This window comes from Corynebacterium lactis RW2-5 (assembly GCF_001274895.1).
Lineage (GTDB): Bacteria > Actinomycetota > Actinomycetes > Mycobacteriales > Mycobacteriaceae > Corynebacterium > Corynebacterium lactis.
This window is the reverse complement of sequence record NZ_CP006841.1, coordinates 1,768,625-1,794,521: the sequence shown is the minus strand read 5'-3', so window position 1 is coordinate 1,794,521 and position 25,897 is coordinate 1,768,625. Positions and strand designations below refer to the sequence as shown.

Genomic DNA, 25,897 nt, shown 5'->3' with positions numbered 1-25,897 from the left:
CTAGAAGCCCTTAACCGTGACGGTATCCCCGGCTCGGGCATCCGCGCCGGGCCGGGGGGACTGCCAAAAAATACGGTCGCCGTCAGCGGCGTTTCCGTCGACTCGTAGCTCGAGACCAGCTTTCTCGGCGGCTTCCCGAGCTTTCTCAATTGTCCGGCCGAGCAGGCTAGGAACCTCGGTTCTGCGCGAAACGTAGACCACTGCGGCCGGATTGTCGGGATCTATCAGCTCCCCCTCCTTCGGAGAGACTGATTCGACCCGACCGTTCGGGCGCGAGGACCGGCCCGCGTCGCGGATTTCAACCTGATTGATTCCCACCTTGGCCAGCGCACGCAGGGCATCGTCCTGCTTCCGGCCGACGACGTGCGGAATCTCGATGCCATTGTTGACCTGAAGAGTCACGCTGCTGCCCTTTATGAGGCCGGAACCAGCACCGGGAGACACGTCGAGCACTTCGTCCGGCTTTGCATCGCGAGAGAATACTTTCTTGACGTCCGCGACCACCAGCCCCGCGGATTCCAATCGCTTACGGGCCGCGTCCTCGCTCATCCCAATAACGTCCGGAACCTGAACCGGCGCCTTTCCCTTGGAGTAATGCACGGTCACAGCGGTGCCCACATCGACGGAAACTCCGGGCGACGGGTCGGACTTGACTAGGCCTCCCGTCTCTACATCGTCGGAGTAAACGGGGGAGCCGACTTTCTCCTGCAGGGTTCGGTCCGCCAGCGCAGCACTAAACGCCTGCGGGGAATGATTGGCGGGGTAGGGCGGGACCGTAGGACGGCCGAGGCTTACCAGAACCTTGACATCATCTCCACGTACCGCCTGCTGCCCCGCGACAGGCTCGGTTCCAATTACCTGGGAAGCCGCTACGGAATTGTGATAGCGACGGTCGACTACCGGCTCAAAGCCCGCATCGGTTATCGCGGACATAGCCTGTGGCTGAGATAGCCCAGTAATGGAGGGAACCTCTCCGTACCGGCCAGAGCCGAGCCACCACGAGCCGAGCCCCATACCAAGCGTCGCCAGCAGCGCGATGACGATCCACAGCGCGCATCCTCGTCGGGTGCGCTGGCGCCCTGGCGGCGTGGATTTGGCAGCACTTCGAGGTTCAATCCTGTTCCTCCCGGGTGCCTGCACCTCTGGGGCATGGGGCGGTACCTCTGGCGCTCGGTCTCGGTACCCGCCGAGCTCTGGCTGAGTTTGCTCGGGGCCGGGGACGGGCGTAGTCGGTGGGATTACAGCGCCGGTCGGTTGCGCAAACGTCGTCGGCGAGTCATCTGCCGGGAATTGTCCAGTCCGGTCCCGCTGGGGACCTCCAAAATCATCCTGTGGATATGCGGCTGTTTCCTTCCAGCTGTTCGGCCTGCCGGAGGAGGCCGCCCAGGTCTCATCCTGCGTCGCGGCCCGACCGGCTGCAGAGTCCGTCGGGGCGGGAACCCGGAAGGGAGGCAGGGCCAGCCGCACAGCAATATCGTCGAGGGCCTCGGCGAATTCGGCGGCATCAGCGAATCTTTCAGCCGGATTGCGCATGCACGCCACCGCTACCAGTTCATCGAATTCGGCCGGCACACCGTCGATAAGCTCGGAGGGCGGGGGAACGTCTTCGCTCAGACGCTTCATAGCGACCCCGAGGGAGGAGTCGGCATTAAACGGCGTGGAGCCTGTGAGCAGCTCAAAGAGGAGCACTCCGGCGGAGTAGACGTCGGAGGCGGGCGTAATCGAGTGGCCGGTCACCTGCTCCGGGGAGAGATAGGCGACAGTACCGACGATGACTGAGTTAGACGTGATCTTGGCATCGGCGGCGGCGCGGACCAGGCCAAAGTCGGCGAGCTTGACCTTGCCGGTCGACGAAATCAGGACATTTTCGGGCTTAACATCGCGGTGGACCATGTTCCGGGAATGGGCCACAGATAGGGCCTTCAGGACAGAGCGCATGACCGCTGCCGCAGCGTGAGGCGGCATAGGCCCGCGCTCTCGCAGCAATTCGCGCAGCGTCCCGCCATCCACCAACTCCATAATGAGGAATACATGTCCCGCACGGTCCGTGCCTTGGTCATAAACATTGACCAGAGACTCGTCGTTGAGATGAGCAACAGCCCGCGCCTCGCGTTCGAAGCGAGTGCGGAACGAAGCGTCATCGACATAGCGCGGGTCCATGACCTTGGCGGCCACTGGGCGGTCCAGCCTGAGATCCGTGGCACGATACACCGTGCTCATCCCGCCACGCGCGATTGCCGCTCCAATCAGATAGCGCTCATCGAGAACATCACCCTCGAGAATCTGCGCCATGAACTTGCCCTCACCTTTCCTTCTTCCGCAGCCTCCGCCCTTGGTAGAAAAGGCCGGCGGCAATTGCGTCACCAAGTATATGGGGACTACCGGACCGAAGAAGCTTCGCACCGCGGCGAGACGCTAAAGTTAGTCGATGTGAGAAAAATTCCTACGTGCTCCGATGTCCTTGAGCCCGACGAGCCAACCATGAACATCCCAGATGCCGCCGAGCGGATTGGCGTTGCCGTCACCCGCGTCCACGCGCTGCTGCAGGAAGGAAAGCTAATCGCGGTACTGCGCGACGATATCCCGCAGGTACCCGAGCGCTTTTTCGAAGGTGACGAAGTCGCCCGCTTCGTCCCCGGAGTTCTTGCCCTGCTTGCCGACGGCGGCTACAGCAAGGAAGAAACCCTGGAATGGCTATTCGCAGAGGATGAATCCCTGCCGGGCCGACCAGTCGATGCTCTCCATGGGCACCTGGCACGCGAAGTGATGCGTCGCGCCCAGGCAATGGCCCTCTAAGGGGTGCTGAAACGGCTGTTTAGAAACGGCTCAGGCTACTCGCGTGGCCCCTGCTTGTTAAAGCTCGCGAGTAGCCCGGCGGCCGCAAGGGGGAGAGCCACTGAAACGCGGCGCGTCGTGCCTACCCGGGCTCGCCCGCCGAAGACGTTGTAATCCGCGCGCTCAATCTCGGTGAGAATGTCCGAGTACAGAACGAATGCGGCGCGAATGGCTTGACGGCCGGGCGAAGCGAGCATGCCAATCCCCGGCTCTGCAGCCCGGTAGATGGCGCGGTTGCGCGCGATGGCAAAAGCGAGCGCACGCCTAACCCGTCGAGTGGCTCGTTTTTCGGCCGCACAGTAGTACAGTTCGTCCGGCTCCACGCCGAAAGCCGACCACTCCTGCAGGGGAATGTAGATTCGGCCTCGCTCGAGGTCCTCGGCAATGTCGCGCAGGAAATTCGTGAGCTGGAAGGCCCGTCCTAGGTCCGCGGCAAACGGTTCGGCCTCCGCGCGGGCAACACCTTCGCGGGTGCCCAAGATCGGCATCATCTCCAGCCCGATGACTGCAGCCGAACCCCACATGTAGCCCTCGAGCTGCTCCCACGTGTTGAAGTGAGCAATGTGCCCAGTCGAATCCGGTACGTCCATAAGCATCGAAACGACAAAGTCTTCGGCCAGTGTCGGCGCAATATCAAAATCTATAAAAGTCTGTGCAGCCGCTGAAATGACAGCGAGGTCCCGGGGCCTGCTGACGTCGGGAAGCGAGGAATCGACGAGCCTGCCTGCGGTAATCGTCTCCTGGAGACAGCGCGACAGGCCGCGTACCGTTTCTTCGACTTGGTCGGCGCGACAACCGCTGTGTTCGGTGCAATCAACGTAATCATCGACGATTCGAGCCCAGGCGTAGAGCGCCCACACAGCGCGGCGCTGACGAAAATCGAGGATCTTCGTGGCCAGGGCGTAGGTATGCCCATGAGTCTCTGTGATGCCCCGGCAGAGCGCGAAATCGCGAGAAGTGGCGAGACCCGCGGAGCTCGGAGAGGAGGAGATTGGTGTCACCTGTGTGACACTCCCTGCAGCTGGCGAGATTCCTTCGCAGCGGACTCATCGCGCCAGGAGTAACGCCACGAAACGCGCCCATTGACCAGCCACCCGGTGGCGAGCCATCCGGCGACGGTAACGATAATCATCCACGGCGCGTCGTAAAAGCGGTGATTGCCGCCACCGGCGAAGGATAGCGTCAGGATGAAAGTGAACAGGACTGTAGCCTGGACGAGCCACCGCGGCGGGCGGACCGTTCCCATCGGAGTCAGCAGGCTGGCGTAGTACCAGGGCAGAGCCACCGCGTTAAACACGCAGGCCACGACGTAAGCCGCAATCATACCCGCGACGTTGCTACGTGGGGTCACTCGGAAGTACAGCCAGCTCGCGACCAGACCGAGCAGCATAATCACAGTCGAGACGCGCCGCGTGTAACTGACGATGATGTTGAATGTGACATCGTCATTAACCCACCCCATCACCGCGGCGATGACGCCAGCGACTGCAGAGGGGGCAGCGAGAGGATTAATCACCTTGGTATTGCCGCTGATTTCCGAAATCCAGCCCCACGAGGACTCCACCAGCCAGGTCACGGCGGCGAGGGTTGCGACCATGATGACAGACAGCGCAATGCCCACCGCAAACAGCGCCGGAAGCCGTCGGACCGCGGAGCGGAAACGGGACAGCGGCTCACGACGGGTCAGCACGATCCAGACAACGAACGGAAGCGCCAGAACCGCCGTCGCCTTCAGTGCGACGCCAATGCCGATTGCGATGGCAGCAACGGCACCACCTGCGTACCGCTCCATCTCGAGGGCCGCGACTAAAGCGAGGCTGACAATGCCCACCATCAGGGCCTCGTTGTGCAGGCCCGCTATGAGATGCAGTAGAACCAGTGGATTGAGCACGCCGAGCCATTGTGCCAGCGCAACATTCGCGCCCAAAGCTCGCGCAATCTTCGGAATCGACCAGGCAATCGCCGCGAAACCTAGCAGACACAGGATGCGATAGGCGATGACTCCGACTGTGATGTTGTCACCCACAGCAGACGTAATTGCTTCGCCAATTCCCAGGTGTAGCGGGCCGTAGGGCGTCGTCGTATTGCGCCAGTCGGCGGAGACTTCCAGCAGCATCGGGCCGGGGTTGACTGCCGCGCCCTCGGTGTAGGGATCGAAGCCATCCCGAACCATTGCGCCTTGCATTAGGTAGGAATAGACATCGCGAGAAAACACCGGGCCCGCTAAGGAAAGCGGAATCAACCAGGTCAGGAGGACGCGGTTGAGCGTTTTCAAAGCGCCCTCGGAGTCCTTCGGCCCGGCAACGCCTTCAGCGAAAACCTGCTTTCGACCGATTTGCAGCCACGAGGTAACCAGCAGGACGATGCCGATCCAAATTATCGACTCGAACAGGAAAAACCCGTGACCGTAGGTGATCCAATCCAACCCCAGAGCGCTGACGACGCCCCCGCGGTACCGGGTCGAGCCACCACCGTAGGAACCCACCGCAATCAGCGCGGTACCAGCAACGCCGATCAGCGCGCTCCGAGAAATTTTCATGTCAACCTAAAAATCGTCGATGTAGTCAGTTATCTTGATTCTAATGGCTCGCCAACGGCCCCAACCGCTCGGCGGCTAGCCTGCCCGAAATCATCACGGTGGGCACGCCAACTCCGGGAACGGTAGTCGAGCCAGCGAGTATCACGTTGCCCGGCATAGCAGGGGAGAAGTTCCGCGGCCTAAAGGGACCCGTCTGGCGGAAGAGATGAGCCAGACCGAACGGGGAGCCGGCCCCCATTCCTCGCCGTAGCCAGTCGTTTGGAGAGTCGATGCGCCCGACTTTCCAATGCTCGGAGATTCCGAAAAATCCTCGTTCTTCGAGCACACTTGCCAGCTCCATGACGTACGCGTCTTTCACAGCGTCCCAATCGACGGCGGCGGAATCCAGGTTGGGGCAGGGGGCCAGCACGCTGACCGGCTCGAACTCGCGTCCGGAGCTATCCTGTACGACGCGCTCGGGCGAGGTCACAGCCGGGCGCGTCACCAGTAGCGACGGATCCGACATGATTGCCCCTCCGGACGGGGAAGAAATCTCACGGAACGTCTTGTCCCACTCATGCCCGAAAGAAATCAGGTGGTGACGTCGCGGCCATCCTGCCGCGATGTCAGTAGGGACAAGCCCATGCGCCACTACCGCGGACGGGGAGAAACGCAGAGGGATCAAACGCCTCTTCTGCTGTCTGCCCGCTTCATTCATCCAGCCCTGCACAACTGGCAGGTCCGGCGTACAAATCACAGCCTGCGCGGCAATATCCTCCAGAGCGCCGGTCGCATCATCGCCGGCTTCGACACCACGGTCTACCTGGACGGCGGAGACCAGGCCTTCGTCGTTAAGCCTAAGCCCCATAACCCGGGTTCCCAGCACAATAGACCCGCCTGCCCTGGTGAGGGCTTCGGCGAGAATCCTGGCGACCGCGCCCATCTCGTTGCCGAAGCGCTCAGAGCGTGGCACGAACACCCCGAGTGAGGTGTCCATATGCGAAATGCAGCCGTAGACCGCGCGTGCCTTCGCCGGAGCCACTCCCGCGTACAGAGCCTGAAAACTAAACACGCGGGTCAGCTCGCTATCGTCCAGGAAATCGTGCACCTTCCGCTCGAGGGGACCGAACGCCCCGAGCTTCATTAGCTTGACCAGGTCGCTCAGCGCGCCGGGCCCGGTGATTAGATCAGTGACACGGTCGAAACTGCGGGACATGAAGTTGGCGAATGAGGCATCGAAAAGCCCCTTGAACCACACCCGCAGCTTGGAATAGCCGCGGACGGTTCGCTCCGAGGCGCCAAAGCGGCGGAGCTCCGCGGCCATTGCGCTTTCCTCCGAGAAGACGTCGAGCCCGCCGCAATCGGCAAATTGTGCGTGGTAGGACGGCGTGACGGGCAGCGCGTGGAAGGACTCATCAATATCGTTGATGCTCAGTCCAACGGCCGCGACAGCCTCTTCGACTAGGCCCGGCATGGTCCACACGGTCGCCCCCGTGTCGAATCTTGCGCTCACGGGGCCGTCGGTGAGCTGGGTGCTCACGGTCTCAGTAGCGCAGCGACCTCCGATGAAGTGCTCGCGCTCAACCACGGTGACTCGATAACCCGCCGCGGTAGCGTACAGCCCGGCTGTCAAGCCGGATAGCCCTGCGCCGACAATCACTACATGCGGTCGGCTCGCGCCGCTTTCCGACGGCGGCAGCGTAGCCTGTCGCGGGCGATTCTGCTTAATCATTTTGGCGTCGTGGCCTAGCTCTGTCGGGTGGTTGCGCGGATACCCATCGCGATGAGATTCTCGCGATTGGCCTCAGGAAGGTCGGCCTTTTCGAGAGACTTAAACGCCCGTTCCGTCAGACGGTCGATCTCCCTTTCGACTTCGTCTGCCGCGCCCGATTCAGCGATGAGCTCGCGGAGACGATCGATGTCCTCGGGGCTGCTGACATTGCCCAGGTTTTCGTCGATAATCTGCGCCTTTTTCGGGTCAGAACCGTTGAAGATCTGCAGTGCGGTGCCGACCAGGACGGTGCGCTTTCCTTCGCGGAGATCGTCGCCAGCCGGCTTGCCCGTAACCGCCGGGTCTCCGAAGACTCCGAGCTGGTCATCGCGGAGCTGAAACGCCACGCCGATATCCCGACCGAAACTGCGGTAGGCGGCGATTAGCTTGTCTGGCGCCCCGGCAATCGCGGCCCCGATGTGCAGCGGTCGCTCAATCGTGTACGCAGCGGTTTTGTACAGATTGACCTTCTGCGCTGTTTCCACACGGCCGTCGCTGCTGGCCTCGGCCGTAATGTCGAGCAGCTGTCCGCCTAGAACTTCTGTGCGCATGGCCCGCCAGGGTACTAGCGCACGAGCGATGGCATCCCGTGACAGCCCGGAGCTGTGCAGCATATCGTCAGCCCAGGCTAGGGCCACGTCTCCCGCCAAGATCGCGGTTGAGACACCGTAGCGAGGTGCGGAGCCCCTCCATCCGTTTTCCCTGTGTTTAGCTTCGTAGACCTTATGAATGGTGGGGAATCCACGGCGGGTATCGGCATCATCAATAATGTCGTCATGAATTAGGGCGCAGGCTTGGATTAACTCCAGCGAGCTGACTGCGGTAAGTACAGCAGCCGGGTCCTCCCTGTCTGAGGAGGTTGCCTCTGCGCCTCCCGCCCCGAGCCAGCCCTGCCATGCAAAGGCCGGTCGAACGCGCTTTCCGCCGTTGAGCACGAAAGATTCCAGCGAATCGACGATGTCTCCGAATACGGCGTCGATATTCTCCGATTCGCCCCTTCTACCGGCGAAGTAACCCCTCAGAGTTTCCGTCACGGCCGCCGGCACTTCCCGGGGACTTATCTGCGCCAGGTGGTCAGTATCGCTCATGTCGGCCTCTCGTGCGTGACGGGTAATGCTCACTTAAGGATAGGCCACCACTTAAACTGTTTGACTATGTCCTCTACGATGCCTCCGACTCCCGGCCGCCAGGTAACAATTCGACAGGCCCTTTCCATGCCAAGCGCTGGCAGTATTCCCTTTTCTGTCGAATTTATGCCTCCCCGTGACGACGCAGCTGAACAGCGCCTTCTTCGGGCTGCCGAGGCGTTCCACGACCTTGGGGCTTCGTTCGCATCAGTAACCTATGGGGCCGGCGGCTCCAGTCGAAACCGCACTCTGCGCATCGCGCAGCGAGTTTCCCGCCAACCATTGACGACGCTAGTTCACCTAACCCTGGTAGAGCACACCGTGGATGAGCTCCGCGAAATCCTGCGCTCTTATCTCGACAGAGGCCTTACCAATCTTCTCGTTCTGCGGGGAGACCCACCCGGAGAGCCGCTCGGCCCCTGGGTACAGACTGAGGGCGGGCTGCGCTACGCCAGCGAACTGATTGAATTAATCCGTTCGGAACCGGAATTCGCCAAGTTCGAAATAGGAATCGCCTCGTTCCCGGAGGGCCACTACCGTTCGCCCGATCTAGAGCACGATACGAAGTACACTCTGACGAAACTGCGCGCTGGTGCCGAGTACTCGATTACGCAGATGTTCTTCGATGTGGAGCACTATCTGAAACTTCGCGACAGGCTCGCCGCCGCAGACTCTGAGCATGGGCAAAAGCCGATTATCCCCGGCCTAATGCCGATTACCTCACTGCGATCGGTTCGCAAGCAGGTGGAGCTTTCCGGTGCCAAGTTGCCCGCAGGCCTGGAGGAGCGCCTCATTGCAGCCGCTGCAGGGGACGAGCAGGCAAACAAAGACGAAATCCGCAAGGTCGGAATCGAGATTTCTACGCAAATGGCCGAGAGGCTTATCTCCGAAGGTGTCCCCGGCCTGCACTTTATGACTATGAACTTTGCCCGGGCTTCGCAGGAGGTGCTGCATAACCTGGGTATGGCCCCAGCGTGGGGCACAGGACAGGACATGCTTAGGGGCGGCTTTTAATCCCTCCCACACAACGGGGGAGGGGGCTAAAAGTCCTGCATATCCCTGATTCGGCGTGCCCACAGCACGCCCAAGATAGAGGCGAGAATGCCGATTGCCGCGGCGGCTGCAGCGTAGATCAGGAACTCATTGCGCTTGGTTGAACCCGCAGGTGAGGATGCCCACACCGAGTGTTTTTCTCCGGCGTTGAATTGCCACTCAACCTTGTTCGGTGCACTGGAGCGGCCGTTAGAGTTAGTAACTTCCTCGGGGAAATTTACGAGCAGGTCGATATTCGAGTCCGGCACGTGGCTGAGATCCACGCTTCCGTTGATGGAAATTTGGTCGCCGCCGGTGCGGGCGATTTCGATGGCAATGGTGTCGTCGGAAAGCGTGCTCAGGGTGTCGGTGACCTCGCTGAAGCGTAGATCGGCGAAGGAGACTTCCATGCGCCCCGTCTGGCTGTCGAGCACATTAGTGGTGACACGATCGCGGAGCTCTTCGGGAGCTTGCCAGTCACTGAACTGGGAGCGGGCTGATTCGTTCGGGGTGATTCTGACGGCACCGTTGACTCGGTCGTCTCCGGTAATTGTCATCCCGGCCTGCGCTTCGAAGCATCCGGTGAGGGGCAGGACTGCGGCCAGCGACCCGAAGGCTGCAAGCCTGCGAAGGCGCGAGAATGTCGGCCAAGTCTTATTCCGCGCTGTTGCCGTCTGCGGCGCCGGTGACGCTGTCATGAGGAACCTTTACTCCTAACACTGCAAAGGGGCGGGAATCGCCGTTGAAATGGAAATTTCGCAGAACATCGACGAATCCAAATTGTCGGTAGAGGCGCCATGCTCGGTTCGCTTCGTTTGGGAACTCAGGCGTCGAGAGCAGCACCACCGCCTCTTCTCTGCCGGAGATGAGTTCCCGCAGTAACCGCTTTCCGACGCCCTTGCCCTGGTAGTCGGGATGAATGTGAATTTCCGAGAGCTCCGCGTAGTTTCCCAAAAGCGTACTGATAGTTCGAAGCGGCCACCCGGACGATGCCATCCCGGCGCGAACTTGGCGGTGCCACCAATAGGTGTCGCGTCCAGTTCGGCAATATCCGATGCCAATCAGCGGATACCGCGGGTCGTCCAGGGCCTCGCTGGGGGATACGCCTTCTGGGTGCGCGATGGCACCTACAGCGGTAAACCCGGGGAGCAGGGGTTGCTTCGCCCATTCTGTTAGGCGTCCCGAGAAAATCGCCGGATTGTATTTCATCGCAGTGATGTACAGCGAAACTGCCTCTTCGAGGCGGAGCTCAAAATCAGCCTCCGACATTGGCACAACACTGTAAATCACGGCTCTAAGCCTAGCTGCTTTATGTTGGCGTATTCATGCGTTGGCTAAAACAACTAAAGGAATCGAATATATGTTCGAATTTACTTGGGGTGGAATCCGGTCGGGGGGATAGCGTGTCGGCATCCAAGCGGTGAGGCAGAAGTAGGAGGGCTGTAGAGATGGCAACTCCGAATGTGGTTGATTTTAGGGCTGCGGCTCGTGGGGGAATTGTCGTACCTGGGGGTGTCTCTCGGCAGTCGCTGGATTTGTTTACGCGTGCTCGAGGGCTCGCTGCTATGGCGGCGCAGGCGGAGCCGGATGAACAGCTGGAGCTGGCTTATCGTGCTGCATTGCGCGGGGCGGGTGCCATTTTAAATATGTCTGAAGGCCAATCTAGTAAGCGTCGTCGGCGTCGTTCTCAGAGCGCCTGGGAGAACCTCAAAGTCTCTCGAGCTGAATATTCGGAGTGGGTTGCGCGCTTTCAGTCCTACTCGCAGCTTCGTAATGAAGTGCGCCTCGGGTTGGTGCGGCGTATTGATGCTCGGAAGTCTCGGGAGCTAATGGGGCTGGTTGACGAGTTTCTCGACGTTGTGGAGGCGGACCTAGGAATTCTCCCTGCGGCAGCATAGTGGTTCGTGTGTAGTAATCGCAGTGGTCGAAACGGGGGTTTGTCCTAGCGGTGTTTATGCTGTTTGACCCCTGTTTTGGTGGTGTCATGGTTATGAGTTTTGCTGTGGAAATAGGGTGGTAGCTCCCTGCGTGGAACAATTGGGGTAGGTCATCCGTTATTTGGGTGAGATTGCTTGATTCTTCTCGCTACCGTCCCCGTGTTTTGCAGCGCTAAAGCTTGGGCTGGCCATCGGGCGCTAGAGTGAGAGGTCAAGGTATGCCCCTTGAATTGGCGATGGAGGAATCGTGGGACTATCTGAGCAGGAACAGCGGATGCTCGATGAAATTGAATCTGCGCTCTACGCTGAGGATCCAAAGTTTGGTTCGGCTATGTCTGGCCGTGCTTTTTCTTTGGAAGAGGATGAGGGGGCAAGCCGTGGTTTTTCTCTCCAGGTAATTGCCCTGATTTTGCTGGGGTTGCTTATGCTTCTCGGCGGGGTTGCCCTGTTTACTGTCAGCGCTTGGTTTATCGCACTTTCCGTCGCCGGTTTCGTGCTGATGTTCGGCGCCGGGGTCTGGGCGCTGACTGGTCATGGTGGCGGAACGGGTGCTAACAGCCTGAGTTTTTCGCGGTCGGCTGGTGGGGATCGTGAAAGGTTTGGCAACTCCCGAAAGACGAGGAGTCCGAAGTCTTCGGGTGGCTCTAGTTTAGAGTCCCGGTTCCGGGGTCGATTCGAAGGTCGCTAAGGCGGCGTTCGGCCTGCCAAAAACTAAACAGTCCACTGCATGGAGTCCCTGCGCGATTAGGCGCGGGGGCTTTTTGTTTTGCCAGGGAGCGGTTCGAGGGTTCCGGGGGAGAGGCTCGCTCAATGGCGGACTGGTCGGAGTGGGCAGTGGGGTGCAGTGGGGTGTCATTGTCGATTCGCCCACTTTGCCCCACGCTGATTCCCCACTTTGCCCCACATTGGTGTTCGTGCGGCGATTTTTGGGGCGGCACCGCCGTGGCTCTTCGTGAAAAATTAGAGAAAAATGCTGGTTATAGGGGTGTGGGCGCAAAGCTAGGGAGGTGGGAGGTTGGCGCGTAAAAGTAGGCGGGGTAGTGTTAACCGTGGTGCGGGAGTGGCAGATGTGATTAGGTGTAGGGTGAAGTGCGGGCAAGTCACCCACTGTCGCCAGAAATTTATTAATTGTTTAAAAACCCAGGTCGAAGCACTGATTATCACTCTTTTGGGCTGAATTGGACGGCTTCTGCTGGGGATATATTGGCGTAGAACTATCGAGAGTGGGGGATTGTGGGGTAAAGTGGGGCGTGATGTTGGTCCAGGTTGCCAATGTTGCAGAAATGAATATCTGATTCGGTCGCGCTAAGCGTCCCTGCTTGGAGGTTTTCCGCCTCGTCGGTGGAAGCCTGATTTGCAAGGGGTGTTCAGCGGGTTCGCGTCGTCGGTAAACGGGGAGAAGGAGGCCAGTGACGCATGTTTCTGGGCACCTATACCCCCAAGCTCGATGACAAGGGGCGCCTGACGCTTCCCGCGAAGTTCCGTGAGGGCTTGGCGGAAGGGCTGATGGTGACCAAAGGGCAAGATCACTCACTGGCGGTTTATCCAAAGGAAGAGTTCGTCAAGCTGGCGAAGAGGGCGACGAAGGCATCGCGCACCAATCCTCAGGCGCGTGCTTTCATTCGTAATCTCGCAGCCAGCACTGATGAGCAGAATGCGGATGGATCCGGGCGAATCACCTTGTCCATGGAGCATCGCCGCTACGCAAACCTCACCAAGGAATGCGTCGTTATCGGATCGATTGATTTTCTGGAGATCTGGGACAAAGAGTCCTGGGAGGCCTACCAGGCTGAGCATGAAGCCGACTTCTCCGAAGGTGAGGACGAATCACTTTTCGGTGTTCTCTAGGGCGAAAAGCGTCATTCGTTTTCCGTTCGGGAATGCAGTCCGGCAGCGTGTTACTGCCGGTCTGACAACTAAAAGAGGGAATGTCCGCATGGACTCCGTCCGATGTCCCCTGGTGTACTTCCCCGATACCAGGTTCCGTCGGGCGGGGCCCTGTGAGCATCCCCGCTTTTTTATCTAGGCAACTGTGCACAAGGAGGGAACATGCCGGATTCTCAAGTCACCGGAGATCGCAAGTCCGGTGAATTCGGGCATGTTCCTGTTCTGCTGCATCGGGTCACCGAGCTTCTCGCCGCAGGAATTGAAGCGTTGGGGGATGACGCTGTTGTCGTCGATGGCACGTTGGGCGCTGGTGGTCACACCGAGTATCTACTGGAAACTTTCCCCGGGCTCCGCGTAATTGGTCTCGATCGGGATGAAAATGCGCTTCGAGGTGCCGAGGACCGGCTTGAGCGCTTCGGCGATCGATTTGCTGGATTCCGCGTCCGATTCGATGCCCTGGATGACGTTCTGGCGGGTTCGGTCGAGCCTGCAGCCGGGACTTCGAATGCATCCGGAATTGTCGAGTGCGTCAATGAGCACGGTCTCGCCGGTGCTCTGTTCGACCTCGGTGTCTCATCGATGCAGTTAGACCAGGTGGACCGTGGCTTCGCCTACCGTGTTGATGCGCCTCTGGACATGCGCATGGACTCCAGTCAGGGAATTACCGCGGCCGATATTCTCAATACCTACTCCCACGGCGATATCGCTCGAATCCTCTCTACCTATGGCGACGAGCGCTTCGCGGGGAAGATCGCCTCCGCGGTTGTAAAGGAGCGCGAAAAGTCGCCCTTTACAACTTCAGGTCGACTCGTTGAACTGCTTTACGACGCTATCCCGGCCGCGTCTCGGCGCACCGGCGGGCATCCGGCCAAGCGCACATTCCAGGCTCTTCGCGTAGAGGTTAACCGCGAGCTGGAGGCGCTCGAGAACGTGCTGCCGATTGTCTGTGGTGCACTTGCAGTCCAGGGACGCGCAGTGTTTATGAGTTACCAGAGCCTCGAAGACCGCATCGTGAAGAAGGAGTTTGCCCAGCGTGTGAAGTCGACGACCCCGCCCGGGTTGCCGATGGAACTGCCCGGGCATGAGCCCCGCTTTGCACTTATTACCAGGGGCGCTGAAAAGGCGTCGGCAAGCGAAATCGAAGACAACCCGCGGGCAGCGCCGGTACGAGTTCGCTGTATCGAGCGAATACGGCCTGTCTAAACAACCGAAATAACACTAACCACGCAACCAAGTACTCGGGGAGAACACCAATCATGGCAACGACAATCACGGACAATGCCACGGCACGGCAGACGTTCCGCGCGCCGGCCACGACTGCAGGCGTGGGTACTAAGACTAATCGTGGGCGCCGAGTAGGTCAGGAACCTTCGCAGCGCAGGTTTGGTAGGACCGGATCGAAGCAAGTTATTTCGGTGCGCGGCAGGCGAATCGTTGCTGCGCCAAAGGATCATCGGAAGGCTATTACCGCGGCAGTAATTATCGCGCTGGTTGCGGCGGGCATCATCGTCGCAATGGTTCTTTCCGCAGTGTCGACCTCCAAGTCATTGGAGCTGAACGCGGCGCAGGAGAAGGAATCGGAGCTGCGTAACTCCCTCGAGGTTCTCGAGCGCGATGTCGCATACCTCCAGTCCACCGGTGAAATTGCTCAGCGCGCCATTGCGGATGGGATGATCAATCCCGAGCAGCCGGCAGTTCTAAACGTCGATCCGGATGGAAAAGTCAACGAGGTTCGACCCGGAGACCCGAAGACACAGGGTCTGACCGACGTAAACGGTTCGGCTCCGACGCGCCCTCACGCGCCGTCGTCGGACCCCAGGGAAACTGAAAACGTCCCGGGAATGCAGGCTCCGGCAATTCAGGAAGCTGTACCGGGACAGCAGGAACTTCCTGCAACCGCGCCTTATGCGCCGCAGAACCGGCAGGCACCTGCACCGGCGCCTGCGCCAGCCCCGGCACCCGCACCGGCCCCGGCACCCGCACCAGCCCCGGCACCCGCACCGGCTCAGTAGTATTTTCTGTCCCGTCAATCCCGAGGGCCGGGGGCGAGTGGCGGTAAAATCGCTTACCTATAGTTATTGAACAAACTGTTTCCTGCAGTCAGGCCGATTCCTGTTTGGCAATGGGTAGTTTTCTCAGTAGCTCAATGACAAGAAGCTCGCCGATAACGAAAAGTAGAAAGCGCTAACGCATGACTCGACCTAAGGACGATTTTCCTAATCGTGGAGGGCGACGTGACATCGGCGAGCGCGCATATCGGTTGCAGCCCCGAGACTCGTCCGGTGGGAATCAAGGCGGCAGTAGGATGTCGGCGGGGCGTGGCCGAGGTATTAAGACCTCGGAGCAGCTCAAAACCTCACCGGGGGACTTCATCCGGCGTCGTAATTGGCTGCAATTCTTCGGCGCTATCGCCGTCCTTATTCTGGTGTTCAGGCTCGTTTGGGTGCAGCTGCTCGTAGGGCCGGATCTGTCGGCAGCAGCCCAAAATCAGCGCACCGTGGAAGTAGTAGATGCTGCCCGTCGTGGGGCAATCCTGGACCGGAACGGCTCTCGGCTGGCCTTCACCATGGAGGCTCGAAGCATCACCGTTCACCCTGCCAGCCTACGCAAGCTCATTGATAAGAAGCACGAACTCTGGCCGGATGAGGTTCCTGCTTATGACGAGCGGACTCAGCAGATTGCAAAAGACCTGCCAAAGATTATTGGTGTAAAGGACTTGGATGCTGACAAGGCAGGGGATAAGCGGCGCCGACAGACGACTGAGGCTCCGGAGGAGCCGTCAGTGCAGGAGAAGCCGGAGGGCATCAGCTCCGCCGAAATTCTGAAGAAGCTTCGCGACGAAGAGAGCTCTTACGAAGTTCTGGTCCGCAATGTCGACCCCGACAAAGCCGCGGCTATTGTTGATAAGTATCCTGAGCTCGTTTCTGAGCGGCAGGATATTCGCCAGTACCCGAACGGCGCTACGGGTGCGAACGTCATCGGCAAAATTGGTATGGACGGTGTCGGGCAGTTCGGCTTCGAGGCATCGCGCGATTCCCGTTTGCAGGGTATCAACGGTGGCAAGAAGATTGACATCGCCCAAAACGGTGTAGCGATTCCGGGGTCTACCCGCGACGTGCACCCCGCTGTGGATGGCACCTCATACGAATTGACCCTCGACCTGGATATGCAGTACTTCGTCCAGCAACAGTTGAATCAGGCGAAGGCTAACTCCGGAGCAAAGGATGCTTCGGCCGTAGTCCTGGACGCGAAATCCGGCGAAGTTTTGGCGATGGCTCAAGCTGACACCGCCAACCCAAACCGAGACATGGGCAAGGAAGTTGAGGCAGGTCGTACGATCGCCAACTCGGCCGTATCGAATCCCTTTGAGCCAGGGTCGGTAGCCAAGATTATTACTGCGGCAGCGGCGATTGAGGACGGAGTCACCACTCCGGATGAGGTTCTCCAAGTACCTGGCAGCATCGAAATGTCAGGTGTAACGGTGCGTGACGCATGGCAGCACGACACCGAGGCCTTCACAACCACCGGTGTCTTCGGTAAGTCCTCTAACGTCGGCACGCTGATGCTGGCAGAGCGGCTCGGCCAGGATCGATACGCGGAGATGCTTCACCTCTTCGGACTCGGCCAGTCCACCGACATTGAGCTTCCTGGAGAGTCCGCCGGCCTGGTGCCGCAGCGCCCGCAATGGTCCGGTGGTACTTTCGCGAACCTCCCGATTGGCCAGGGCATGGCCATGACACTCCTCCAGATGACCGGCATCTACCAGACCATCGCTAACGACGGTGAGCGGATTGCACCGCGGATTGTGCGATCGACGATTGCCTCCGACGGCACCAAGACCGCCGCTCCGGTTCCGGAGCCAGTACGTGTGGTAAGCCCCGAAACGGCGACCACAGTTCGTGCAATGTTCGAGTCCGTCCTGCAGTCGGATAACTCCGGTGAGCAGTCGGGCACCGGTGCCGGAAATGGCATCGAAGGCTACCGCTTGACCGGTAAGACAGGTACAGCACAGAAGGTTGATCCGGAGACGGGAGCCTACTCGAATTCCCAGTACTTCATCACCTTCGCGGGCATTGCGCCCGCCGATGACCCACGATTCGTCATCGGCATTATGCTCGACGAACCGGTCCGGGGTGTGCACGGGGAAGGCGGACAGTCCGCCGCTCCGCTGTTCAAGGACATCGCGGCGTGGGCCCTAAACCGCTACAACGTTCCGCTTTCTGCTCCGAGGGAGGGCAAGCTGCTCTTGCAGCCGTAGCATGAGTACCAAGTGCGCAGGCCTCGGCGCGCCCCACCGCGCGGGGCTTCGCATCGAAAAAATAAATCGCTAAGACACCACCGACACGATTGAAAAGAGGGACATCGCCAATGACCGCCACCCTTGCGAAGTTGTGCGACCTATCCCAGGGCCGCCTTGACGGGATCACCGAGGATGAGGCAGCAAAGCTGGAGATTGCAGGCATTGAACTCAACGCCTCCGAGGTTGGCTCGGGTGGCATCTTCGCCGCGGTACCCGGTACTCGGACGCACGGTGCCAAGTACGCCTCTCAGTCGAAAGGCGTGGCCGTGCTAACTGATGCGGAAGGCGCCGGTATTATTCGCCAGTCCGGCGATGAGCGGCCGATTCTCGTCGTTGACAGTGTGCGAGAGGTCATGGGGCATGTCGCCTCAGAGATTCACGGGCACCCCTCGGAATCGCTGACGGTCATCGGTGTCACTGGTACCTCGGGCAAGACCACTACGACGTATCTCCTTGAGGGGGCGCTGATTGCCGCGGGTTGTAACACGGGCATCATCGGCACGACCGGTACGCGTATTAATGGTCGTAAGGTTCCCTCCAGCTTGACGACTCCCGAGGCTCCGGCGTTGCAGCGTCTCTTCCACGAGATGCTCGCTGAGGGAGTCACGCACGTGGTCATGGAGGTTTCTTCCCACGCGTTGTCACTCGGCCGCGTAAACGGAGTCCGATTCAATGTCGGTTGTTTCCTCAATCTCTCCCAGGACCATCTCGATTTCCACAACACCCTCGACGAATACTTCGAGGCTAAGGCCGCGCTTTTCGACGCCTCCGGCCCACTCCATGCACCCCGAGCGGTGATCTGTGTGGATGACGATTGGGGCGCCCGTATGGCGAGCGTTGCCGCACAGGATCCAGCGGTCGAGATTTCCACTGTGGAAACGGAGCACTGCACTCGAACCCGTCCCGTTGATGTTTCTACCGCCCATAAATGGACGGCATCCGAGGCGAAGGTCGCACAAAACGGCCTGCAGCGCGTGATGTTGAGCGATGACGGCGGAGCTGCGACTCAATTGCAGGTGCCGCTGCCAGGCGCTTTCAATGTGGCAAATGCCGCCGTGGCATGGGCTGTGCTCGACGCTGTGGGGCACGCGACGGACCAGGCGAAGGAGGGCCTCGGCCAGGTGCGTGTTCCTGGGCGCATGGAACCGATTGATGAGGGCCAAGACTTTCTGGCCGTCGTCGACTACGCCCACAAGCCCGCGGCGGTCAGCGAAGTGCTCGCGACTCTTCGCGCCCAAACTTCCGGACGCGTAATCGCCGTTGTCGGTGCAGGGGGTGATCGCGATCGGGCGAAGCGCCCAATCATGGGCGCTGCCGCAGCGGAAGGAGCAGACTTCGTCATTATCACCGATGACAACCCGCGTTCCGAGGATCCCGCAACGATTCGCAGGGCGGTTGTCCAGGGTGCGACGGAGGCTCATGCGGGCGCCACTATTGAGGAGATCGGCGACCGCAGCGCAGCAATCAAGCGAGCGGTCGAAGTCGCGCGCGCCGGCGATAGCATCGTCATCGCTGGTAAAGGCCACGAAACTGGCCAGGACATCGGCGGGGTTATTCATCCCTTCGACGACCGAGAGCAGCTCGGGCAGGCACTGAGGGATCTGCAACAGACCAAGTAGAACCGATCACAAAAAGACAAAGACGAAGAATTCAAGGATTACTGATCACGATGATTAACCTGACCGCGCAAGACGTCGCCCGCATCGTGGGTGGCGAGCTGGCGCATGTCGATCCCAGCGCTCAGGTGTACAAGCCCGCAGAATTCGACTCGCGAAAGGTAACTGAGGGGTCAATTTTCCTTGCGTTGCCGGGAGCTCGAGTCGATGGGCACGACTTCATCGAGCAGGCCGTGAGGGCAGGGGCGACGTTTGCTCTTGCCGCCCGCGATGTCGGACAACCTTCGGTCGTCGTAAAGCCCTTGGGTAAGCAGGAATCGAATGCGGACGCTTTTGCCCATGACCCCGACGGCTCTGGCGCAGCAGTGCTCCAGGCTTTGGGGAAGCTGGCGCGCTATGTGGTCGACACGCTGGCTCAGGAGAAACTGAACGTCGTTGGAGTCACGGGTTCTGCTGGAAAGACCTCCACGAAGGACATGATGGCATCGCTCATGCGCGTCGATGGTCTGACCGTTGCTCCGAAGGGTTCATTCAACAACGAGATCGGTCATCCCTACACGGTGCTACAGTGCACCGAGGAGACTAAGTACCTCGTTGCCGAGATGAGCGCGAGGGGAGTTGGGCACATCGCGCATCTCGCCCAGATTGCTCCGCCGACGATTGGTGCGGTTTTGAACGTGGGCACGGCCCACCTGGGAGAGTTTGGCTCGCGTGAGGTCATCGCACAGGCCAAGGGCGAGCTGGTCGAGGCGCTGCCGGCGGCAATCGACGGTGGCATCGCGGTTCTAAACGCCGACGATGCACTGGTTGCTGCAATGGCCGCACGTACCTCTGCGAAGGTCGTCTACTTCTCTGCGAATCCGGACAACACGGATGCCGATTACCGGGCAAGCGATATTGAACTCGACGATATGGCGCGCGCATCCTTCACCCTGCGTGTCCCCTCTGGCCAGGAACTGCCGGTGCGCCTGAAAGTCTTCGGTGCGCACCAGGTCTCGAATGCCCTGGCTGCCGTGGCCGTCGCGGTCGAAGCGGGCATCGCGCCCGAGCGCGCTGCTGCCGCGTTGAACGAGCACGTCGCAGCGTCGGAGCGGCGCATGGACGTCCAGGAGCTTCGCTCCGGCGCAATCGTTATCAACGATTCTTACAATGCCAACCCGGATTCCATGCGCGCCGGTATTGACGCGCTGGCCCGCGCAGCTAGCGGCCGTCGGCAAGCGAGCTCCTGGGCGGTGCTGGGGCAGATGGGCGAGCTGGGAGACTCGGCGGTGGACGAGCATGAGGCGCTGGCGGAGTACCTGGTTGAGCGGGAGATCGCTCACCTGGTTGCGGTGGGAGACGGCACAAATGTGCGTGCCCTCGCCGACAAAGCTAATGACTTGGGGTTAAATACTTTTAAGGTGCGGGATACTGACGCCGCGGCGAAACTCGTCGCGGAGAAGATGAATCCTGCGGATGTTGTATTGGTTAAGGCCTCGTATTCGGATGGTATGTGGCGGGTCGCGGACTCGCTCGTGGCGTTGGATCGACAGCAGGCAGACGGTGAAAGCGAAGAGGAAAAGTAAGTGATTCAACTTATTCTCAGTGGTGCAATTGCATTCCTTGTGAGTGTCTTTTTGACACCCGTGCTGATCCGTAAATTCTCAGCGGAAGGCCTGGGGCAGGAGATTCGCGAGGAGGGGCCGAAGAGCCACTTCCGCAAGCGCGGCACTCCGACGATGGGCGGCATCGCAATCATCGTCGGTGTTCTCGCCGGCTACTTTGTGTCCCACGTAGTCACGTTTATTCAGACCGGGGTGGGGCCGTCCGCGTCGGGCCTATTGGTGCTGTTTCTGATGCTCGCCATGGGCGGGCTGGGGTTCGCCGATGATTTCATCAAGCTTTATAAGGGGCGCAACCTCGGCCTGAACAAGACCGCTAAGCTGCTCGGCCAGCTGGCCGCGGCGCTGGTTTTCGGTATGCTGCTGCTGCAGTTTCCCGACGCAACAGGACTGACCCCGGGGTCCACGAACCTGTCTCTCACTCGCGACATCTCGATTCTGAATCTGGCACCGGGGCCGGTGTGGATCGGCATGATTGTGTTCCTGGTGTTCGTCTACATCGTCATCGCTGCGTGGACCAATGCTGTGAACTTGACTGATGGCCTCGACGGCCTGGCAGCAGGCACGACAGCACTGCTCCTCGGCACCTACACGGCGATCACCTTCTGGCAGTTCCGCAACTCCTGCGAGGTCTCGCTCGGCGCCGGATGCTACGAGGTTCGTGACCCGCTGGACATCTCCGTCATCGCCGTTGCAGGCCTGGGCGCATGTCTCGGTTTCCTGTGGTGGAACGCGGCCCCCGCAAAGATCTTCATGGGAGACACCGGCTCGCTGGCCCTCGGCGGCCTGGTCGCGGGTCTGTCCTTCGTCACCAAGACGGAGTTGCTGATGATCATCATCGGCTTCATCTTCGTGATGGAGGTCGCGTCCGTGGCCATTCAAATCGCGGTGTTCCAAACCACCGGCAAGCGTGTGTTCCGCATGGCACCCATTCATCACCACTTCGAGAATGGCGGTTGGGCAGAGACGACCGTCGTTGTCCGATTCTGGCTCTTGGCGGGAATCTTCAACATGCTCGGTGCGGCAATTTTCTACAGTGACTGGCTCTCTCAGGTAGGCGTATTTCAATGATTAACTCACCAGATTCGACCAATTCCGCCGATACCCGAAACATCGATTTAGTCGCTGTGGTGCGCTCTGGTCGTACTCTGGTGGCCGGCGCCGGAGTCTCCGGTCGCGGGGCTATTTCGATGCTCCAAGATATGGGCTGCCCCGAGATTGTCCTCGTCGATGATTCCCCCCAGGGCGTGAGCGTCGCCGGCGAGTTCGGTATCGCTTGCGCTACCTCATCCGCGGCGGTGGAGCTGCTTGACGACGCGGCCGCCGTCGTTACTTCTCCAGGCTGGCGCCCGGATAGCGCCCTGTTCATCGCGGCCGCTGCCGCTGGCGTCCCGGTCTTCGGCGACGTCGCTGTCGCCTTCGCGGGCGATCGGGCACTGTTGTGGGGGCCGTCCCGCAAGTGGCTGGTGGTCACCGGCACGAACGGCAAGACCACCACGACGTCGATGCTGGCGGAGATGCTCGGTGAGCGCGGCCAGGCCGTCGGCAATATCGGCGTCGCGCTTCACGACGCGCTGAAGGCGCAGCCGCGGATTGAAGTTCTCGCAGCCGAGTTGTCGAGCTTCCAGCTGCACTGGGCTCCGAACCTGCGCCCGAATGCAGGAGTGCTGCTTAACCTCGCCGAGGATCACATCGACTGGCATGGCTCTTACGAGAACTACGGCCGCGATAAGACCCGGGCCTTGATGGGCGGTGTCGCCGTTTACGGCGTCGATGACGCCGATGTGGTCGAGCATGTTGAGCAGATGCGCTCTAACGGAGAATTCGGCCGCGCCCCGATTGGCTTTACCGATGCCGCCCCCGAGGCAAACCAGGTCGGTGTCCGCGACGGCATGATTGTCGACCGCGCTTTCGGTACGGAGGAGGAAAACCTCGGAGAGGGAATCATCATTGCTCCGGCTGCGGGCATTTCCCCGCCCGGCCGCGCCGGAATTCTAGATGCGGTAGCGGCGACTGCGCTCGCGCGCAGTATTGGCACGCCAGCGGAGGATATCGCGGCGGCCCTCGGCTCCTTTGAGGTCCGTGCCCACCGCGGCCAGGTTGTATTCGACCACGGGGGCGTCCCCTGGATTGATGACTCCAAGGCGACGAACCCGCACGCAGCGGACGCTGCCCTGTCCGGCCATGACCGGGTTGTCTGGATTGCGGGCGGTCAGCTAAAGGGAGCGGACATCGCACCGCTTATTGCCAAGCACGCGCACCGTCTGCAGTCCGTGATCGTTTTGGGCACGGACCGCCAGGAAATCTGTGATGCGCTAGCCCGAATCGCCCCCGCTGTCCCGGTCACCGCGATCGCGGATACCGACAAGGTCGATGCGATGGCGAAGGCCTGCATCGCGGCCGCGGAGTCCGCCTCCGTGGGCGATGTGGTGCTGCTGGCTCCGGCCGCGGCGAGCTTGGACATGTACTCTGGCATGGCGGAGCGTGGCGACCTCTTCGCCGAGTGGGCACGGAAGGCGACGACCATTGATGGATAGTTCCCGCAAAGCCAGAGATTTGAGCCAGTCCGCGCAGCGCACCAGGGGCGCAGCCACGAAGCAGAAGGCTCCGAGTAGCCAAAAGCGGCAGCGTTCGGCGCTCGTCGAGCGGTTTAACGACTGGAAGTCGCGTCCGCTGTTCGACTACCTGCTGCTGATGACGATTATTGGTCTGCTGACCTCCATCGGCCTGGTTATGGTGCTGTCCGCATCGATGGCCAGCGCCGGTCGCGATTCCGGCAACGTATGGTCGGTGTTCATCAGGCAGCTGATTATGGTCGCCGGCGGTCTGATTTTTATGTGGATCATGCTAAAGCTGCCGGTAGAGTTCATCCGCAAGCTCGCACCGTGGGGCCTCGGCTTCTCCTTCGTCCTTCTAATCCTCGTTATTATTCCCGGCATAGGTATCGGCCTGGAAGAGACGGGCGCGCGCTCGTGGCTCAGTTTCGGTGGCTTCACCATGCAGCCTTCGGAGCTCGCGAAGATTGCCCTGGCGCTGTGGGGCTCCATGTATCTCGCGGAGCGTGTGCGCACCGCGGTGACCTACAAGGACCTATTCGCCACATTCACCTTCGTTAGCGTCTTAGTTCTGGGCCTAGTCATGGCGCAGAAGGACCTCGGTATGGTCGCCTCGATGGCTTTCGTCGTTGTGGCTCTGGCGTGGTTCGCCGGTCTGCCGCGAGTTTTCGTGACCTCGATGATTGCCGTCGGTGCCATCGGTTTCGTGCTTTTCACACTGACGGAGGGCTTCCGTTCGGCCCGAATCCGCGTCTACCTCGATTCGCTGCTGGGTAATTTCGATGACGTTCAGGGCGATGCATATCAGTCCTACCAGGGCTTTCTTTCGCTTGCCGACGGTTCCATGACCGGTGTCGGTCTGGGCCAGTCCAGCGCGAAGTGGTTCTACCTTCCCGAAGCGAAGAACGACTTCATCTTCGCGATTATCGGTGAGGAGACGGGATTTGTGGGCGCCGTGACAGTCATCCTTCTCTACGCGGCACTCGGCTGGGTTGGCCTGCGCATTGCAGGGCGGCAGCACGATCCTTTCCTGCGACTGCTCGCCGGAACCCTGACGACCGCGACGGTCGTCCAGGCGTTTATCAACATCGGCTACGTTGTGGGTGCGTTGCCCGTGACGGGCCTGCAGCTGCCGCTGATTTCGGCCGGCGGTACGTCGGCGCTGGTGACGCTGCTGTCGATGGGGTTGCTGGCCACGTGTGCCCGCCATGAGTCGGAAGCGGTCTCTGCAATGCAGACCGAGGGGCGCCCGGGCATCGATCGCATCCTGGGCCTTCCGGAGCCGTTGCCCTATGATGAGTCGGCTCGTCAGGCGCCAAGGATTAGGTCGCACCGCGACCCACAGCAGTTCGGGCCGCCGGTAACCACTAGCGGGGCTCGAACGAGCGCCCACCCGAGGGATCCGCGCGATAGAGGCCCGAGGCCGCAAGGGCGCGGGGATACCCGAGTGCAGGCCCCGGCGCGAGGCCGTGAACGGCAGGGTTTCCGTTCGGGGCCGTCGGTGCGTCGGCAAGCGGAGGGTAGTAGTCGAAAGTACGGGGATCAGAGAAGAGATGGCGGGGGACCGCGCAGGAGGTATCGCTAGGCCATGACGGATAAAGAGACTTTCATGAAATCCGATGGGACGGCCCCGACGGTTGTCGTCGCGGGCGGCGGGACTGCCGGGCACATCGAGCCTGCCCTGGCTGTGGCCGACGCGGTCAAAGAACTTTGCCCCGGAGTGCGCGTGGTCGCTCTCGGAACGACCCGCGGGCTCGAGTCGACGCTCGTGCCCGCGCGCGGCTACGAGCTAGAGCTAATTCCGCCGGTGCCAGTGCCACGTAAGCCAACCGCGGACCTTTTTAAGCTGCCGCTCAATGTGGCTAAGGCGGTTCGACAGACTCGCAAGATTCTCGACGACTTGGGTGCGGACGCCGTTATTGGTTTCGGCGGGTACGTTTCGGCGCCCGCATACCTGGCTTGCCGCGCGGGAAAGAAGATTCCCTTCCTGGTCCACGAGGCCAACGCCCGCGCCGGAATGGCCAACAAGCTGGGCGTAGCGCTCGGTGGCGCCGGGCTGGCAGCGGTCAGCGGTTCCGGGATGAAGGCCGAGGTAATCGGCAATCCGGTGCGGTCGAGCCTGTCCGAGTTGAACCGCGCGGAAAAGCGGGCGGAGGCCCGGGAGTTCTTCGGGCTTCCGCAGGAAGGACCGGTGCTGTTTGTCACCGGCGGCTCCCAGGGAGCGAAGTCCATCAATGACGCCGTCGCTGATGCCGCGCCGGAGCTAGCTCGCGCAGGCGTGTCTGTGCTGCATGCCTATGGCAAGAAGAATGCGGTCGAGGTCGAATCCACGAATCCGGCTGCTCCGTACGTGGCAGTGCCCTACGTCGACCGCATGGATCTTGCCTACTCCGCGGCGGACTTAATCCTGTGCCGCTCCGGAGCCATGACGGTGGCGGAGGTGTCGGCGGTTGGGCTACCCGCGGTGTACGTGCCTCTGCCGCATGGAAACGGTGAGCAAGCGCTCAACGCCAGTGACGTGATTGCCGCCGGCGGCGGCATCCTCATCTCCGATGATTCCCTCACTGTGGCCTCGGTGGTCGATACCGTCATCCCACTGGTCAAGGATGCAAAGAGGCTTGAGGAGTTCAGCCGAGCCACGGCCAACGCGGGCCATGGCAGCGCGGCTGAAAACATTGCCCGACGCGTGCTGTCGTACGCAATCAACTAGGAAGTGAA

21 protein-coding genes are annotated in these 25,897 nt (G+C 60.7%); 14 read left to right on the top strand and 7 right to left on the bottom strand.

All coding sequences use genetic code 11. The annotated features are described in order from the left end of the window. Positions 1 to 2,292 carry a Stk1 family PASTA domain-containing Ser/Thr kinase gene (gene pknB, locus CLAC_RS07820; RefSeq protein ID WP_053412427.1) on the bottom strand — a complete coding sequence of 764 codons (2,292 nt, stop codon included), beginning with the start codon at positions 2,290 to 2,292 and terminating at the stop codon, positions 1 to 3. A 138-nt stretch (positions 2,293 to 2,430) separates the two neighbouring features. Here pknB and CLAC_RS07815 point away from each other — a divergent pair, with 138 nt between their 5' ends. Next, the gene (locus CLAC_RS07815) at positions 2,431 to 2,796 is read left to right on the top strand and encodes an Rv2175c family DNA-binding protein (RefSeq protein ID WP_342669451.1); all 366 of its coding nucleotides are present in this window, start codon (positions 2,431 to 2,433) and stop codon (positions 2,794 to 2,796) included. 35 nt (positions 2,797 to 2,831) lie between these two features. Here the strand turns inward: CLAC_RS07815 and CLAC_RS07810 are convergent, their stop codons facing one another. Genes CLAC_RS07810 through CLAC_RS07795 form a run of 4 tightly spaced genes read right to left on the bottom strand, consistent with a single transcriptional unit; the run spans position 2,832 to position 8,212 of the window. Further along, the gene (locus CLAC_RS07810) at positions 2,832 to 3,836 is read right to left on the bottom strand and encodes a phytoene/squalene synthase family protein (RefSeq protein WP_245621838.1); all 1,005 of its coding nucleotides are present in this window, start codon (positions 3,834 to 3,836) and stop codon (positions 2,832 to 2,834) included. Continuing rightward, positions 3,833 to 5,374, bottom strand: coding sequence for an alpha-(1->6)-mannopyranosyltransferase A (locus CLAC_RS07805; RefSeq protein ID WP_053412425.1), 1,542 nt, complete (start codon positions 5,372 to 5,374; stop codon positions 3,833 to 3,835). Before CLAC_RS07805 ends, CLAC_RS07810 begins: the two co-directional genes overlap by 4 nt. A 40-nt stretch (positions 5,375 to 5,414) precedes the next feature. Further along, positions 5,415 to 7,085, bottom strand: coding sequence for a phytoene desaturase family protein (crtI, locus tag CLAC_RS07800; protein ID WP_053412424.1), 1,671 nt, complete (start codon positions 7,083 to 7,085; stop codon positions 5,415 to 5,417). A 14-nt stretch (positions 7,086 to 7,099) separates the two neighbouring features. Further along, positions 7,100 to 8,212: a polyprenyl synthetase family protein gene (locus CLAC_RS07795; protein ID WP_053412423.1), complete on the bottom strand. Its 1,113-nt coding sequence runs from the start codon at positions 8,210 to 8,212 to the stop codon at positions 7,100 to 7,102. A 66-nt stretch (positions 8,213 to 8,278) separates the two neighbouring features. On the opposite strand from CLAC_RS07795, the gene metF reads away from it, so the two are divergent. Then, a complete protein-coding gene (gene metF, locus CLAC_RS07790) occupies positions 8,279 to 9,265 on the top strand; it encodes a methylenetetrahydrofolate reductase [NAD(P)H] (protein ID WP_053412422.1) in 987 nt (328 codons plus the stop codon). 26 nt (positions 9,266 to 9,291) lie between these two features. On the opposite strand, the gene CLAC_RS07785 is transcribed toward metF, so the two are convergent. Beyond that, a complete protein-coding gene (locus CLAC_RS07785; protein WP_156324803.1) occupies positions 9,292 to 9,981 on the bottom strand; it encodes an LppM family (lipo)protein in 690 nt (229 codons plus the stop codon). Beyond that, entirely contained in the window at positions 9,938 to 10,552 is a 615-nt protein-coding gene (locus CLAC_RS07780; RefSeq protein WP_053412421.1) for a GNAT family N-acetyltransferase, read from the bottom strand. The genes CLAC_RS07785 and CLAC_RS07780 overlap by 44 nt, the downstream gene beginning before the upstream one ends. Before the next feature lie 179 nt (positions 10,553 to 10,731). Between CLAC_RS07780 and CLAC_RS07775 the strand changes: the two genes are divergently transcribed. The 12 genes from CLAC_RS07775 (at position 10,732) to murG (ending at position 25,889) form a co-directional block, all read left to right on the top strand. Beyond that, complete coding sequence (locus CLAC_RS07775; RefSeq protein WP_053412420.1) at positions 10,732 to 11,181, top strand: SAV_6107 family HEPN domain-containing protein; 450 nt, start codon at positions 10,732 to 10,734, stop codon at positions 11,179 to 11,181. A 286-nt stretch (positions 11,182 to 11,467) separates the two neighbouring features. Next, complete coding sequence (locus tag CLAC_RS07770) at positions 11,468 to 11,908, top strand: DUF3040 domain-containing protein (protein WP_053412419.1); 441 nt, start codon at positions 11,468 to 11,470, stop codon at positions 11,906 to 11,908. A gap of 728 nt (positions 11,909 to 12,636) precedes the next feature. Then, positions 12,637 to 13,068 (top strand): division/cell wall cluster transcriptional repressor MraZ, encoded by a 432-nt coding sequence (mraZ, locus tag CLAC_RS07765; RefSeq protein ID WP_053412418.1) that lies wholly within the window; start codon positions 12,637 to 12,639, stop codon positions 13,066 to 13,068. 201 nt (positions 13,069 to 13,269) lie between these two features. Further along, on the top strand, positions 13,270 to 14,310 hold the full coding sequence (rsmH, locus tag CLAC_RS07760; protein WP_053412417.1) for a 16S rRNA (cytosine(1402)-N(4))-methyltransferase RsmH: 1,041 nt from the start codon (positions 13,270 to 13,272) through the stop codon (positions 14,308 to 14,310). Between the two features lie 53 nt (positions 14,311 to 14,363). Next, a complete protein-coding gene (ftsL, locus tag CLAC_RS07755; protein WP_053412416.1) occupies positions 14,364 to 15,119 on the top strand; it encodes a cell division protein FtsL in 756 nt (251 codons plus the stop codon). Between the two features lie 293 nt (positions 15,120 to 15,412). Beyond that, positions 15,413 to 17,365, top strand: coding sequence for a peptidoglycan D,D-transpeptidase FtsI family protein (locus CLAC_RS07750; RefSeq protein ID WP_082313243.1), 1,953 nt, complete (start codon positions 15,413 to 15,415; stop codon positions 17,363 to 17,365). Positions 17,366 to 17,475: 110 nt separating this feature from the next. Continuing rightward, complete coding sequence (locus tag CLAC_RS07745; RefSeq protein ID WP_053412415.1) at positions 17,476 to 19,026, top strand: UDP-N-acetylmuramoyl-L-alanyl-D-glutamate--2,6-diaminopimelate ligase; 1,551 nt, start codon at positions 17,476 to 17,478, stop codon at positions 19,024 to 19,026. Positions 19,027 to 19,076: 50 nt separating this feature from the next. Continuing rightward, positions 19,077 to 20,588: a UDP-N-acetylmuramoyl-tripeptide--D-alanyl-D-alanine ligase gene (locus CLAC_RS07740; protein WP_053412414.1), complete on the top strand. Its 1,512-nt coding sequence runs from the start codon at positions 19,077 to 19,079 to the stop codon at positions 20,586 to 20,588. Continuing rightward, on the top strand, positions 20,589 to 21,695 hold the full coding sequence (gene mraY / locus CLAC_RS07735; protein WP_053412413.1) for a phospho-N-acetylmuramoyl-pentapeptide-transferase: 1,107 nt from the start codon (positions 20,589 to 20,591) through the stop codon (positions 21,693 to 21,695). Further along, the gene (gene murD, locus CLAC_RS07730; protein ID WP_053412412.1) at positions 21,692 to 23,161 is read left to right on the top strand and encodes a UDP-N-acetylmuramoyl-L-alanine--D-glutamate ligase; all 1,470 of its coding nucleotides are present in this window, start codon (positions 21,692 to 21,694) and stop codon (positions 23,159 to 23,161) included. The genes mraY and murD overlap by 4 nt, the downstream gene beginning before the upstream one ends. Further along, the gene (gene ftsW / locus CLAC_RS07725; RefSeq protein WP_053412411.1) at positions 23,154 to 24,764 is read left to right on the top strand and encodes a putative lipid II flippase FtsW; all 1,611 of its coding nucleotides are present in this window, start codon (positions 23,154 to 23,156) and stop codon (positions 24,762 to 24,764) included. Before murD ends, ftsW begins: the two co-directional genes overlap by 8 nt. 24 nt (positions 24,765 to 24,788) lie before the next feature. Beyond that, positions 24,789 to 25,889, top strand: a complete 1,101-nt coding sequence (murG, locus tag CLAC_RS07720; protein ID WP_053413352.1) for an undecaprenyldiphospho-muramoylpentapeptide beta-N-acetylglucosaminyltransferase — start codon at positions 24,789 to 24,791, stop codon at positions 25,887 to 25,889. The last annotated feature ends 8 nt before the right edge of the window (positions 25,890 to 25,897 follow it).